Source organism: Leifsonia poae, assembly GCF_050632865.1.
Taxonomy (GTDB): Bacteria; Actinomycetota; Actinomycetes; order Actinomycetales; family Microbacteriaceae; genus Leifsonia; species Leifsonia poae_B.
Window position 1 is genome coordinate 132,177 of the sequence record NZ_JBODSA010000002.1, and the last position, 13,390, is coordinate 145,566.

Here is a 13,390-nt window from a genome sequence, read left to right on the forward strand (position 1 = left end):
TGCTCGAATCTTGCCACCAGCGGGAGAGCTGACCCCGGACCCATCCCGTCGCGGCGGACGGCCTCCGCCTGCCGCGGCACCACGAAGGAGCATGACGTGCCACAGGAAGCAACCGCCAACATCGGAGTCGTCGGTCTGGCGGTGATGGGGTCGAACCTGGCCCGCAACCTCGCCTCCCGCGAGGGCAACACGGTCGCGGTGTTCAACCGCACCTACGCCCGCACGGAGGAGCTGGTGAACGCGCACCCGGAGGCGGGCTTCGTCTCCGCCGAGCAGATGGACGACTTCGTCGCCTCGCTCTCCAAGCCGCGCACCGCGATCATCATGGTCCAGGCGGGCCGCGGGACCGACGCCGTCATCGACCAGCTCGTCGAGCGCTTCGAGCCGGGCGACATCATCGTCGACGGCGGCAACGCGAATTTCCACGACACCATCGAGCGCGAGAAGCGGATCGCGCCCACCGGCATCCACTTCGTCGGCGCCGGCATCTCCGGCGGCGAGGAGGGCGCGCTGAACGGCCCCTCGATCATGCCGGGCGGATCGGCGGAGTCGTACGAGACGCTGGGCCCGATCCTGGAGTCCATCGCCGCGGTCGCCGAGGGCGAGCCGTGCGTGACCCACGTCGGCACGGACGGCGCCGGTCACTTCGTCAAGATGATCCACAACGGCATCGAGTACGCCGACATGCAGCTGATCGCCGAGGCGTACGACCTGCTCCGCACCGTCGGCGGCCTCGAGCCTGCCGAGATCGCGGACGTGTTCGCCGAGTGGAACAACGGCTACCTTGAGTCGTACCTGATCGAGATCACGGCCGAGGTGCTGCGCCAGGTGGATGCGGAGACCGGCAAGCCGTTCATCGACATCGTCCTCGACCAGGCGGGCTCCAAGGGCACCGGCGTCTGGACCGTGCAGAACGCGCTCGACCTGGGCGTCCCGGTCGGCGGCATCGCGGAGGCCGTGTTCGCCCGTGCCGTCTCGTCGAAGCCGAACCAGCGCGCCGCCGTGCAGGCCACCGTCCAGTCGCGTCCGGAGGGGCAGAAGGCGTCCGACGTCGCGGCTTTCGCGGACGACGTGTCCAAGGCGTTGTACGCCTCGAAGGTCGTCGCGTACGCGCAGGGCTTCGACGCGATCATCGCCGGCGCCGAGAAGTACGGGTGGGACATCCACAAGGACCGCATCGCGAAGATCTGGCGCGGTGGCTGCATCATCCGCGCCCAGTTCCTGAACCGCATCGCGGACGCCTACGACGAGAACCCGAACATCGCGACCCTGCTCGAGGCGCCGTACTTCGCGGACGCCGTGCGCGAGGGCGAGGACGCCTGGCGCCGCATCGTCGCCACGGCGGCGATGTCCGGAGTGCCCGTCCCCGGCTTCGGCTCGGCGCTGTCGTACTACGACTCGCTCGCCTCGAAGCGCCTCCCCGCCGCCCTCGTGCAGGGCCAGCGCGACTTCTTCGGCGCGCACACCTACAAGCGCGTCGACAAGGAGGGCACGTTCCACACCCTGTGGTCCGGCGACCGCACCGAGATCGAGACCGAGGGCTCCTCGCACTAGCCGCCCCCACCGCCGAGTACACGAAGAGTGCACGCCGATTCCCGTATCGGCGTGCACTTTTTGTGTACTCGGGGGCGGGTGCGAGAGAGGATGGGGTGGTGACGTACGACGACCACCCCGAGCTCGCGGAGTACGAACCGCTCGGCGAGCGGCCCCTGCGCGGCCGCGGGATGACCGTGGCCAGCCGGGTCTTCGTCGTCGTCGCGCTCGGCGCGCTGCTGCTCCCCGGCATCCTGCTGACCATCAGCATCCAGACCCAGACCGCCGACTACACGTGCGCGGTCTATGCGCGGCAGTACCAGCCGGAGTCGCTGGGATCGTCCGCGCGCTTCGAGCTCATGGGGCCCCTCGGCCCGGGCTGGCAGTGCTACGCGCTCAACACCGAGGGCGACGGGACGTGGGTGGCCCCGCTCGGACTCATCCCGTCGGCTCCGCACCGGCTGCCGTGATGAGCGTGCGGACCGTCGCCAGCAGCCACGCGGCGTAGCGGTCTTCGGTCCAGCCGCTCTCGCCGACGAGCTGCTGGTGGCCCTCCGGAGACATGACGAACGACAGGGCGGCGGCCAACTCGGCGCGGCCGTCGTCGTCCAGCCGGGCGATGGAGACGATGCCGCGCTCCCCCAGCAGGCCCACCATCGCCGCGTAGTCGGCGTGACGGCGCGCGAGCAGTTCGGCGAGCACCGCGCCCACCGCTTCGTCATCCCGTGCGGCGGCCGTGAAGGTCGCCCAGAGCCCGGACGTTCGCGCGTTGGCGGCGGCGATGAACGGGACGAGCTCTTCGAGCATCCGCTTGGGATCGTCGAGGGCGGCGATCGCCGCGACTTCGGGGCGCTCGGTGAGCGACGCCTCCCCCGCCTCTCCGCCGAACGTCAGCTCGAACGCGGAAAGCAGCAGCGCCCGTTTGGGGCCGTGGACCTTGACGCTCTCTACCGAGACGCCGGCGGCGGCGGCGATCTCGGAAAGCGACGCGCTCGCGTACCCACGGGCGGAGAACACGGCCGCAGAGGCCTCCAGGATGCGGCGACGGGTCTGCCGCGCGTTCTCCTCACGGAGGGTGGAGCGGTACGGACGGGTGGTGGCCACTATTGACTACCTTTCACGTGTAGTGAATACTGTTGACGTTTATTCGACTCTACCCGAAAGGCTCCCATGAACGCCCGCCCGCTCGACATCCTCCTATGCAGCACCCCGGTGCACGGCCACGTCACCCCGCTGCTCGCCGTCAGCCGAGCGCTCGTGGAGCGCGGCCACCGCGTCCACTTCCTCACCGGCGAGCGCTACCAGCAGGCGGCCGCGGCGACCGGCGCCACCGCGCTGCGGCTCCCGGCCGACGCCGACTACGACGACACCGACATGGATGCGGCGTTCCCCGGTCGCGTCGGGCTGACCGGGCCCGCGGGCATCCGCTACGACATGACCGAGATCTTCCTGCGGCCGGCGCGCAGTCAGCTCGCGGCGGTGGACGCGGTCCTCCGTGACCTGCGCATCGACGTCGTGCTGGCCGAGAGCCTGTTCCTCGGGGCGGCCCTGTTCGTCTCCCGCCCGCGCGACTCCCGGCCGCCGCTGCTCAACCTCGGGATCGTGCCGCTCGGCCTCAAGAGCCGGGACACGGCGCCGTTCGGACTCGGCATCCCGCCACGACCGGGCGGCGTGGGGCGGCTGCGCAACGCGATGCTGACCCTCGCCGCGGAGAAGGGCGTGTTCGCGCCGGTGCAGCGCGCGGCCGTCCGCGCGGGCGCCGAGGCCGGAACGGGGCTGAACGGCTTCGTGCTCGACTGGCCGTCGCACTCCGACGGCGTCGTGCAGTTCACGGTTCCCGAGTTCGAGTACCCGCGGGGCGATGTGCGGGTGCCGGTGAGCTTCGTCGGTCCGATCTCGCGCACGCGCGCCTCCGACACTCCGCTGCCGGCGTGGTGGGGCGACCTCGACGACGGGCGGCCGATCGTCCACGTCACGCAGGGCACCGTCGCGAACCGCCGGTTCGACGACCTGGTGCTGCCGACCATCCGGGCGCTCGCCGACGACGACGTGTGGGTGGTCGCGAGCACCGGCGGGCGCCCGGTCGCCGAGCTCGGCGCGGATCTCCCGGCGAACGCACGGATCGCCCCGTACCTCCCGTATGACCGATTCCTGCCGCGCACCGCGGTCTACGTCACGAACGGCGGCTACGGCGGCATCCACTACGCGATGGAGCAGGGCGTGCCGATCGTCGTCGCCGGGACCACCGAGGACAAGACGGAGGTGTCGGCGCGGGTCGCCTGGTCGGGCGTGGGCATCAGCCTGCGGACGAACCGACCATCGGAGGCGGCGGTGCGGGATGCGGTGCGCGCCGTGCTGCGCGACCCCGGCTACGCCGAGCGCAGCGCAGGAATCGGCGAAGCGATCCGGCGCTCACCGGGCGCCGACGGCCTGGAAGCGGCTATCGTCGCCGCCGCGGGAACGGCTACGCCGCTCCGTCGAACATCGAGGTGACCGACCCGTCGGTGAACACCTCGCGGATCGCGTTCGCGAGCAGCGGCGCGATCGGCAGCACGGTGAGGTTGTCCCAGCGCTTGTGCTCGGGCAGCGGGAGCGTGTCGGTGACGACGACCGAGTCGATCGCGTCGCTCTGCAGCAGCTCGACGGCCGGGTCGCTGAACACCGCGTGCGTCGCCGCGACGACGACGCCGGTCGCGCCCGCGGCCTTCAGCGCCTCGGCCGCCTTGACGATCGTGCGGCCGGTGTCGATGAGGTCGTCGACGAGCAGGCAGACGCGGCCGTTGACATCGCCGACGATCTCGTGCACCGACACCTGGTTCGGCACCAGCGGGTCGCGGCGCTTGTGGATGATCGCGAGGGGCGCGCCGAGCTTGTCGCTCCAGATGTCGGCGACGCGAACGCGGCCCATGTCGGGCGAGACGACGGTCAGAGTCGAAGGATCGAGCTCGCGCTTCATGTGGTCGAGCAGCACCGGCATCGCGAACAGGTGGTCGACCGGACCGTCGAAGAAGCCCTGGATCTGCGCGGCGTGCAGGTCGACCGACATGATGCGGTCGGCGCCCGCCGCCTTGAAGAGGTCGGCGACGAGGCGGGCGGAGATCGGCTCGCGGCCGCGGCCCTTCTTGTCCTGGCGGGCGTACGGGTAGAACGGGGCCACCACCGTGATGCGCTTGGCGGACGCGCGCTTGAGCGCATCCACCATGATCAGCTGCTCCATGAGCCATTCGTTGATCGGCGACGTGTGCGACTGGATGACGAACGCATCCGAGCCGCGGACGCTCTCGTCGAAACGCGCGTAGATCTCGCCGTTGGCGAAAGTGCGGGCGTCGGTGGGGATCAGCTCGCTTCCCAGGCACTCCGCGATCTCCTGCGCGAGCTGGGGATGCGCGCGACCGGAGATCAGGACGAGTCGTTTCTGGCCGGTCGCGGTGATCCCTGACACTTATTCTCCGCTCTCTGCCGAGGCGTCGCTCTCGCGTGCCGCCTTGTCGGCGTCAGTGCCCGGCCGCTTCTCCGCGACCCAGCCTTCGATATTGCGTTGCGGGGCGACGGTGATGGCGAGGGCTCCCGCCGGGACGTCCTTGCGGACGACCGTTCCCGCACCCGTGTACGCTCCGTCACCTATCCTAACCGGCGCGACGAGTGCCGTGTTCGTGGCGATGCGGACGTGCGAGCCGATGACCGTGCGGTGCTTGTTCACGCCGTCGTAGTTGGCGGTGATGACGCCCGCGCCGAGGTTGCCCCCTCGCCCACCTCGGCGTCGCCGACGTAGTTGAAGTGAGCGAGCTTGGTGCCCTCGCCGATGGTTGCGTTCTTCGTCTCGACGAACGTGCCGATCTTGCCGTGGGCGCCGAGCACGGTGCCCGGACGGAGGTAGGCGAACGGGCCGACGGTCGCGCCGGCCCCGATCACGGCGAGCGTCGCATCCGTGCGCTTCACGGTCGCACCCGCGCCGACCTCGGTGTCGAGGAGGGTGGTGTCCGGTCCGATCGTCGCACCGGTCTCGACGAGGGTCGCACCGCGCAGCTGCGTGCCCGGGAGGAGGGTGACGTCGGGCTCCAGCTTCGCCTTGACATCGATCCACGTCGTCGCCGGGTCCTGGACGGTGACCCCGGCGAGCTGCCAGGTGCGCACGATGAGCGCGTTGAGCTTCGCGGCCGCATCGCTCAGCTGCGCGCGGTCGTTGATGCCCTCGACCAGCCACGACTCGGAGACCGGGAGCGCATCCACGTCGAAGCCCGCTTCGCGAAGCAGGCCGATCACGTCCGTGAGGTACTTCTCGCCCTGTGCGTTGTCGGTCGAGACGAGGGCCAGCTTGTCGCGCAGCGCGGCAAGGCCGAAGAGATAGATGCCGGCGTTGATCTCGCCGATGGCGCGCTCGTCGTCGGTCGCGTCCTTGTGCTCCACGATGCGGTCGAGGTGGCCCTCGGGCGTGCGGACGATGCGGCCGTAGCCGGTGGCGTCGGCCGGGAAGGAGGAGAGGATGGTCGCCGCGGCCTCACCGGAGCGGTGCTTCGCGATCAAGTCGCGCAGGGTGGCCGCGTCGAGGAGCGGCACGTCGCCGTTGACGACGAGCACGTCGCCGGAGAAGTCGTCCGGGAGGGCCGCGATGGCCTGCTCGACCGCGCGTCCCGTGCCCGGCACCTCGTCCTGGTCGACGATGACGGCCTCGGGCATGTCCGCCTGGATGACCTCGGCGAGCCGGTCGCGCTCGTGCCGGACGACCGCGACGACGTGAGCCGCGTCCAGCTCGTGCGCCGTCGCGAGCACGTGCGACACGATCGGGATGCCGCCGAGCGGGTGCAGGAGCTTGGGGGTCGCGGACTTCATCCGCGTTCCCTGCCCCGCCGCGAGGACGACGATGGCGAGATTCTGGTCGGTCATGTCTCTCCAGGGGTTCGCATGGTTGCGCTCCGCCTCCAGGACTCGAACCTGGACCTAACAGCTCCAAAGGCTGTCGTGCTGCCATTACACCAAGGCGGAACACGCGTTTCGCGCAGGTGACAGTCTGCCAGACGCGTCCCGCCCGCGAGCCGCACCCGACCCCAATAGCATGGGGGATGGCCGACGCACGAGACGAGGTGGACCGCATCGTCGACGCCTGGCTGCGCGAGTGCCCGGACCTCGACTTCGCCCCGCTGCAGGTGCTCTCGCGGGTCGACCGCCTCTCCCGCCACCTGGACCGCGCCCGCCGCGCCGCCTTCGAGCGCTCCGACCTCGACTCGTGGGAGTTCGACGTGCTGGCCGCCCTCCGCCGCGCCGGCGCGCCGTACCAGCTGAGCCCGAAGTCCCTGCTGCAGCAGACCCTGGTCTCGTCCGGCACGATGACGAACCGCATCGACCGCCTCGTCGCGCGCGGGCTGGTCGAGCGCCGCACCGACCCGAACGACGGCCGCGGCATCCTGGTGCAGATGACGGCGGCAGGACTGACCCGGGTGGATGCGGCGATCACGCGGCTGGTGGATGCGGAAGCGGAACTGCTCGAAGGGCTGTCGGCGGCGGATGCGGAGCGGCTGGCGGGGTTGCTGCGGAAGCTGAGTCTGGGGTTCGACGCCGAGGCTTGACGTCGGTCGCCCACCGCATACCCCGCTCCCAGGTGGCCGTTATGCCGCTCTCATAAACTCGGTGGAGATGAAACTCTCCCGACTGAAGCGACTGCCCTCCCGGGTCAAGCGCGCCGCGCGCTATGAGATCCACGCGCATTGGCGCCGTCAGCCCATCGTGCAGGGGTCGGTGTTCTACGAGTCGTTCTCGGGCAACGGGATGCTCGACAACCCGGAGGCCCTGTTCCGGGAGCTGCTTGCCGCGCCCGACCTGCATCACCTGACGCACATCTGGGCGCTCTCCGACCTGTCGCTCTACCGTGCCGCAGTTCAGGAGTTCTCCGGCGACGACCGCGTCACCTTCGTCCGCTACGGGTCCGCCGCGTACTACCGGGCGCTCGCCACCAGCCAGTACCTCGTCAACAACGCGACCTTCCCGCCGGACTTCTCCAAGCGTCCCGGGCAGGTGTACCTCAACACCTGGCACGGCACCCCGCTGAAGCGGATGGGCTACGACATCGAGGGCGGCGCGCTCGCCACGGCGAACATCATCCGGAACTTCGTCCAGGCCGACTACCTGCTCTCGGCGAACCCGTTCATGTCGGAGCAGATGTATCAGACCGGGTACAAGCTCACCGGTGTCTACCGCGGCACCCTCGTCGAGGAGGGCTACCCGCGTATCGACCGGCAGTTCCTCGACGAGCGCGAACGCGAACTGGTGCGGCAGCGGCTCGTCGGCGCCGGTATCCCGCTCGGCGACCGCAAGGTCATCCTGTACGCACCGACCTGGAAGGGCGCGACCTTCGGGCGGCCCGAGGACGACCTGGACGCCCTGCTCGCGCACATCGCGCAGATCGAGGAGCGCATCGACACCAGCCGGTACGCCGTGCTGCTGAAGACGCACCAAACCGTGCACGCGATGGCCGCCGACCGGCCGGAGCTGAAGCGGATGCTCGTGCCGAACGAGATCCCGACCAACCTGGTGCTCGGCGCGACGGACATGCTCATCTCCGACTACTCGAGCATCTTCTTCGACTTCCTGCAGACCGGCCGGCCGATCGTGTTCTTCACACCCGATCTCGCCGACTACGCCGGCACCCGAGGGCTCTACTTCGAGCCGGAGGAGTGGCCGGGCCCGGTGCTGATGTCGGCGCGCGAGGTCGGCGACGAGCTCCACGCGATCGCCGAGAACGGGGACGCGGTGCCCGAGGCGTCGCGCGAGAAGTACCTCGACATGCAGCGTCGTTTCACGCCCTACGAGGACGGACAGGCGTCCAAGCGGGTCGTCGACATCGTCTTCCGCGGGGTGCGCGAGGGCTACCGCCTCCGCACCGACCTCGCCGATGACGGCCGGCAGAAGATCCTGCTGTACCTCGGCGGGATGCGGCCCAACGGCATCACGACGTCCGCCCTCAATCTGCTCAACAACATCGACCACGAGCGTTACGACGTGTCCGCCTTCTTCGCGCAGAGCCGGTCGCGGGTCATCCAGGGCAAGCAGATGCAGATCCATCCCGACGTGCGCCAGTTCCCGCGCGTCGGCGGCATGAACGGCGCCAAGCTGCTGCACCTCGCCCGCCACCTCGACTTCCGGCGCGGGCGCATCGCGCAGCACGCGGACATCCCGGCGCAGAACCAGCTGTGGGACGACGAGTGGTACCGCTGCTTCGGCGAGAGCCGGTTCGACTACGTAGTCGACTTCTCGGGCTACGGGCCGTTCTGGGCGACACTGCTGCTGCACTCCCCCGACGCGCAGCGGGCGATCTGGCTGCACAACGACCTCGCCTCCGACGCGCACCGCGAGGTGAACGGCGAGAAGCGGATGCTGCACAGCCTCACGCAGATCTTCACCCTCTACGGGCAGTACGACCACCTCGTCTCCGTGTCGCCGACGCTGTCGCAGATCAACCGCGACGCGCTGAACGAATACGCGGCGCCCGAGAAGTTCGTGTCGGCACTGAACACGGTGGACGCCGAGCACATCCTCGAGAACGCCGCCGGCGACCTGCACGAGCTGACGTTCGACGAGGAGACGGGCAGCATCCCGGACTGGGCTGAGCTGCTGCTCGCCGACGACGAGGACGTGACGACCTTCGTGAACGTGGGTCGACTCTCCCCGGAGAAGAACCAGACGCGCCTCATCCGCGCGTTCGCCGCGGTGCACGCCGAGAACCCGCGCACCCGGCTCGTCGTGGTGGGGTCCGGTCCGCTCGCGGGTGATCTGGAGGCGCTGGTCGCGGAGCTCGGGCTGCAGGGGTCGGTGTTCCTCACCGGCATGCAGCGGAACCCGCACGCGATCATGGCGAAGGCCGACTGCTTCGTGCTGTCGAGCGACTACGAGGGGCAGCCGATGGTGCTGCTGGAGGCGCTGGTCCTGCAGCTGCCGATCGTCACGGTCGAGTTCGCGTCGGCGAAGAACGCCCTGCCCGTCGGGAGCGGCATGGTCGTGCCGCAGACGGTCGAGGGCGTGGCCGACGGGATGCGCGCGTACCTGCGCGGCGACGTGCCCGACAGCCACTTCGACTACGTCGCCTATAACCGCAAGGCCGTCGCCGAGTTCTACGCCGCGATCGGCGCCGTCCCCGTCCCGGCCCCCGCCCCCGCCCCCGCCGACTAGCCCCCACCCCCGAGTCCGCAAAGACTGCACGCGACACGCCGGTGGGGCGTGCACTCTTTGCGGACTCGATGGGGGCGTCGTCAGGCGCGCGCGAGCAGGGCCGGAAGATCGAGGCCGGTCGGGAGCTCGCCGTAGAGGGAGCCGCGCTCGGGCCCGAGGCGGGCGGCGACGAACGCGTCGGCGACCGGGGCCGGCGCGTCCCGGATGAGGAGCGAGGCCTGCAGCGCGACGGCGAGCGCGGACACGAGCGAGCGCACCGACGCCTCAGCGGCGACCGGATCGGCGTCCGCGGCCGCGACGCACGATGCGACCCGCGCCCGCAGCCGGTCGTGGTGCGCGTCGAAGGTCCGGTACACGCCGCGGGCAGCCGCCAACTCCGCGTCGAACGCCTCCCACGCCGCCGGCTCCCTGCGCAGGGCGCGCAGCACATCCAGCGCGATGACGTTGCCCGACCCCTCCCAGATCGCCATCACCGGCTGCTCCCGGTACCGTCGCGCCAGCGGGAACGCCTCGGTGTACCCGTTCCCGCCGAGGCATTCCAGCGCCTCGTACGCGTGTCCCGGGCCGCGCTTGCACACCCAGTACTTCGTCACGGCCGTGGCCAGCCGCCGGAACGCGACATCCGACGACGGCGCGTCCGCGTCGTGCGCCCGCGCCAGCCGCAGCGCGACCGTGGTCGCCGCCTCCGACTCCAACGCCAGGTCGGCGAGCACAGCGGCCATCGCCGGCTGGTCGATCAGCCGAGCGCCGAACGCCGAACGGTGCCGGACGTGCCACGCCGCCTCCGCGACCGCCTGACGCATCCCCGCCGCGCTGCCGTAGACGCAGTCGAGCCGCGTGCGATTGACCATCTCCAGGATGGTGCGCACGCCGCGTCCCTCCTCCCCTAGCAGGTAGCCGACCGTCCCGTCGAACTCGACCTCGCTGGACGCGTTGGAGCGGTTGCCGAGCTTGTCCTTCAGCCGCTGGAGGAGGAACACGTTGCGGTCGCCGTCGTCCAGCACCCGCGGAACCAGGAAGCACGACAGCCCGGCCGCGGTCTGCGCCAGGACCAGGAACGCATCCGACATCGGCGCCGAGCAGAACCACTTGTGCCCGGTGAGCAGCCAGCGTCCGTCGCCGTCGGCGAGCGCCCGCGTGGTGTTGGCGCGGACGTCCGAGCCGCCCTGCTTCTCGGTCATCGCCATCCCGAACAGCGCCGACGTCTTGTCCGCGTGCAGCCGGGCGTCGTACTCGCGGCTGAGCAGGCGCGGCATCCATTCGGCGGACAGGGACTCGGAGGCGGCGAGCGCAGGGACGGCCGCGTGCGTCATGGAGACGGGACAGGCGTGCCCGGGCTCGACCTGCGCGAACAGCATGAAGGTGGCGGCGCGGGCGACGTTCGCGCCCGGCCGGGGTTCGGCCCACGCGGAGGTGTGCGCCCCGGCGGCCACGGCCTGGGCGATCACGCGGTGGTACCCGTCGTCGTACTCGACCTCGTCGATCCGGTTGCCCCAGCGGTCGAACGCGCGCAGCTGCGGCTCGTGGACGTTCGCGAGCTCTGCATCCCGCTGGAAGGACGCCGACCCGACGAGTCGCCCGATCTCGCCGAGCGAAGCGGCCGCCCAGCCCGCGTCGTACCGCTCCACGCCCTCGCGCAGCGGCGCGTTGGCGGCGAACTCGTCGACGTCGACGCGCGGCGGAGGCTGGTTCACGACGGTGTGGGTGACCATGGCGGGAGTCTAGTGCGGCATCCCCGGTAGGCTGGATGGCCTCATGGCTCACCTTCTCGGCGCGGAAGCGCTGCACCTGGAGTACCCGACGCGCACCGTGTTCGACTCCGTCACCCTCGGCCTCGCGGAGGGCGACCGCATCGGCGTCGTCGGCCGCAACGGCGACGGCAAGTCGACGCTCCTGCAGCTGCTCGCCGGACGCCTAGAACCCGACTCCGGCCGGGTCACACGGCGGCGGGATGTGACGGTCGGGATGCTCGACCAGCGCGACGAACTGCCGGCGCAGCTGACCGTCGGGCACGCGATCGTCGGCGACCGCGAGGAGCACCTGTGGGCCGGCGATCCGCGGGTCCGGGACGTGCTCGCGGGGCTCGTGTCGGACATCCGGTGGGATGCGACCATCGGGGAGCTCTCCGGCGGGCAGCGGCGGCGCGTCGCACTCGCCGCGCTGCTGGTGCACGACCACGACATCCTGTTCCTCGACGAGCCGACGAACCACCTCGACCTCGAGGGCGTCGCCTGGCTGGCGCAGCACCTGAAGGGACGCTGGTCCTCCGGCTCGGGCGCGCTGGTGGTCGTGACGCACGACCGCTGGTTCCTCGACGAGGTGTCGACAGCGACGTGGGAGGTGCACGACGGCATCGTCGAGCCCTTCGAGGGCGGTTACGCGGCCTACGTGCTGCAGCGCGTCGAGCGCGACCGGATGGCCGCCGTGGCCGAGACGAAGCGTCAGAACCTCATGCGCAAGGAGCTGGCGTGGCTGCGTCGCGGGGCGCCCGCGCGCACGTCCAAGCCGAAGTTCCGGATGGACGCCGCGGCCGAGCTGATCGCCGACGAGCCGCCGCTGCGCGACACGGTGGCCCTGACCACGCTGGCGACCGCCCGCCTGGGCAAGGACGTGGTCGACCTGCTCGACGTCTCTGTCTCGTATCCGCCCAAGACCGTCCTGCGGGACGTCGAGTGGCGCATCGCTCCGGGCGAGCGCACCGGCATCCTGGGCGTGAACGGCGCGGGCAAGTCGACCCTGCTCGGCCTCGTCGCCGGCACCGTGCAGCCGGACTCCGGTCGCGTGAAGCGCGGCAAGACCGTCAAGATCGCGACCCTGACGCAGCAGCTCGACGAGCTGGACGAGGTGCGCGACGAGCGGGTCAGCGCGGTGGTCGCGGGGAAGAAGACGACGTATCTCGCGGGCGGCAAGGAGGTGAGCCCCGGCCAGATGCTGGAACGGCTCGGCTTCACGAACGCGCAGCTCTCCACGCCGGTGAAGGACCTGTCGGGCGGCCAGAAGCGCCGCCTCCAGCTGCTCCTCATCCTGCTCGACGAGCCCAACGTCCTCATCCTGGACGAGCCGACCAATGACCTCGACACCGACATGCTCGCCGCGATGGAGGACCTGCTCGACTCGTGGCCCGGGACGCTGCTCGTCGTCTCGCACGACCGCTATCTGCTGGAGCGGGTCACCGACCAGCAGTACGCGGTGCTGGACGGCCGCCTGCGGCACCTGCCCGGCGGGGTGGACGAGTACCTGCGGCTGCGGCGGGCGCAGAGCGCGAGCGACGGGACGGCGTCGGCGCCGTCCGCGGCCGGGGCGACGGCCTCCGCCCCCGCCCTCTCGGGCGCCGCGCTGCGCACCGCCGAGAAGGAGCTCACGGCGCTCGACCGGCGCCTCGCCAAGGTGACCGATCAGGTCGCGGCGAAGCATGAGGAACTGGCACGGCATGACCAGAGCGACTACGTCGGCCTGGGCCGCCTCACCGACGAGCTTCGGACGCTGGAGGGCGAGATCGCCGACCTCGAGACCCGTTGGCTGGAGCTCTCCGAACAGCTGGAGGGCTGACTCCCGCCAGCGGCCCAGCGGCATCACGCCGGCGGACGGACAGAACGCTTGCGCCTGCGCACACCCCCGGACTGGGGAACGAATCGCCGTCCGCACTGTGCGATGATCCTGAGAATCGTCCGCGTACCCGACCCGACGCGGCCGAGGG

The 13,390-nt window shown here is 70.7% G+C and carries 9 protein-coding genes, 1 tRNA gene and 1 pseudogene; 6 read left to right on the plus strand and 5 right to left on the minus strand.

What is annotated here, in order from left to right:
* The first annotated feature begins 96 nt into the window (after positions 1–96).
* Positions 97–1,554 carry an NADP-dependent phosphogluconate dehydrogenase gene (gndA, locus tag ACRAWB_RS07850; protein ID WP_431352837.1) on the plus strand — a complete coding sequence of 486 codons (1,458 nt, stop codon included), beginning with the start codon at positions 97–99 and terminating at the stop codon, positions 1,552–1,554.
* Between the two features lie 98 nt (positions 1,555–1,652).
* On the plus strand, positions 1,653–2,003 hold the full coding sequence (locus ACRAWB_RS07855; RefSeq protein ID WP_431352838.1) for a hypothetical protein: 351 nt from the start codon (positions 1,653–1,655) through the stop codon (positions 2,001–2,003).
* Here ACRAWB_RS07855 and ACRAWB_RS07860 read toward each other — a convergent pair.
* Positions 1,972–2,637, minus strand: coding sequence for a TetR/AcrR family transcriptional regulator (locus ACRAWB_RS07860; RefSeq protein WP_431352839.1), 666 nt, complete (start codon positions 2,635–2,637; stop codon positions 1,972–1,974). The genes ACRAWB_RS07855 and ACRAWB_RS07860 overlap by 32 nt on opposite strands.
* Before the next feature lie 66 nt (positions 2,638–2,703).
* Between ACRAWB_RS07860 and ACRAWB_RS07865 the strand changes: the two genes are divergently transcribed.
* Positions 2,704–4,026, plus strand: coding sequence for a glycosyltransferase (locus tag ACRAWB_RS07865; protein WP_431352840.1), 1,323 nt, complete (start codon positions 2,704–2,706; stop codon positions 4,024–4,026).
* On the opposite strand, the gene ACRAWB_RS07870 is transcribed toward ACRAWB_RS07865, so the two are convergent.
* From ACRAWB_RS07870 to ACRAWB_RS07880, 3 genes and pseudogenes are all read right to left on the minus strand, one after another.
* On the minus strand, positions 3,998–4,975 hold the full coding sequence (locus tag ACRAWB_RS07870; RefSeq protein ID WP_363805032.1) for a ribose-phosphate diphosphokinase: 978 nt from the start codon (positions 4,973–4,975) through the stop codon (positions 3,998–4,000). The genes ACRAWB_RS07865 and ACRAWB_RS07870 overlap by 29 nt on opposite strands.
* Positions 4,976–6,417: pseudogene (glmU, locus tag ACRAWB_RS07875) on the minus strand (bifunctional UDP-N-acetylglucosamine diphosphorylase/glucosamine-1-phosphate N-acetyltransferase GlmU).
* Between the two features lie 27 nt (positions 6,418–6,444).
* Positions 6,445–6,516: transfer RNA gene (locus tag ACRAWB_RS07880), tRNA-Gln, on the minus strand.
* A gap of 77 nt (positions 6,517–6,593) precedes the next feature.
* Here ACRAWB_RS07880 and ACRAWB_RS07885 point away from each other — a divergent pair.
* Positions 6,594–7,097, plus strand: coding sequence for a MarR family winged helix-turn-helix transcriptional regulator (locus ACRAWB_RS07885; RefSeq protein WP_431352841.1), 504 nt, complete (start codon positions 6,594–6,596; stop codon positions 7,095–7,097).
* Between the two features lie 67 nt (positions 7,098–7,164).
* Positions 7,165–9,693 (plus strand): CDP-glycerol glycerophosphotransferase family protein, encoded by a 2,529-nt coding sequence (locus tag ACRAWB_RS07890; protein ID WP_431352842.1) that lies wholly within the window; start codon positions 7,165–7,167, stop codon positions 9,691–9,693.
* A gap of 80 nt (positions 9,694–9,773) precedes the next feature.
* Here the strand turns inward: ACRAWB_RS07890 and ACRAWB_RS07895 are convergent, their stop codons facing one another.
* A complete protein-coding gene (locus tag ACRAWB_RS07895; protein ID WP_431352843.1) occupies positions 9,774–11,405 on the minus strand; it encodes an acyl-CoA dehydrogenase family protein in 1,632 nt (543 codons plus the stop codon).
* 43 nt (positions 11,406–11,448) lie between these two features.
* On the opposite strand from ACRAWB_RS07895, the gene ACRAWB_RS07900 reads away from it, so the two are divergent.
* A complete protein-coding gene (locus ACRAWB_RS07900) occupies positions 11,449–13,242 on the plus strand; it encodes an ABC-F family ATP-binding cassette domain-containing protein (protein WP_431352844.1) in 1,794 nt (597 codons plus the stop codon).
* The last annotated feature ends 148 nt before the right edge of the window (positions 13,243–13,390 follow it).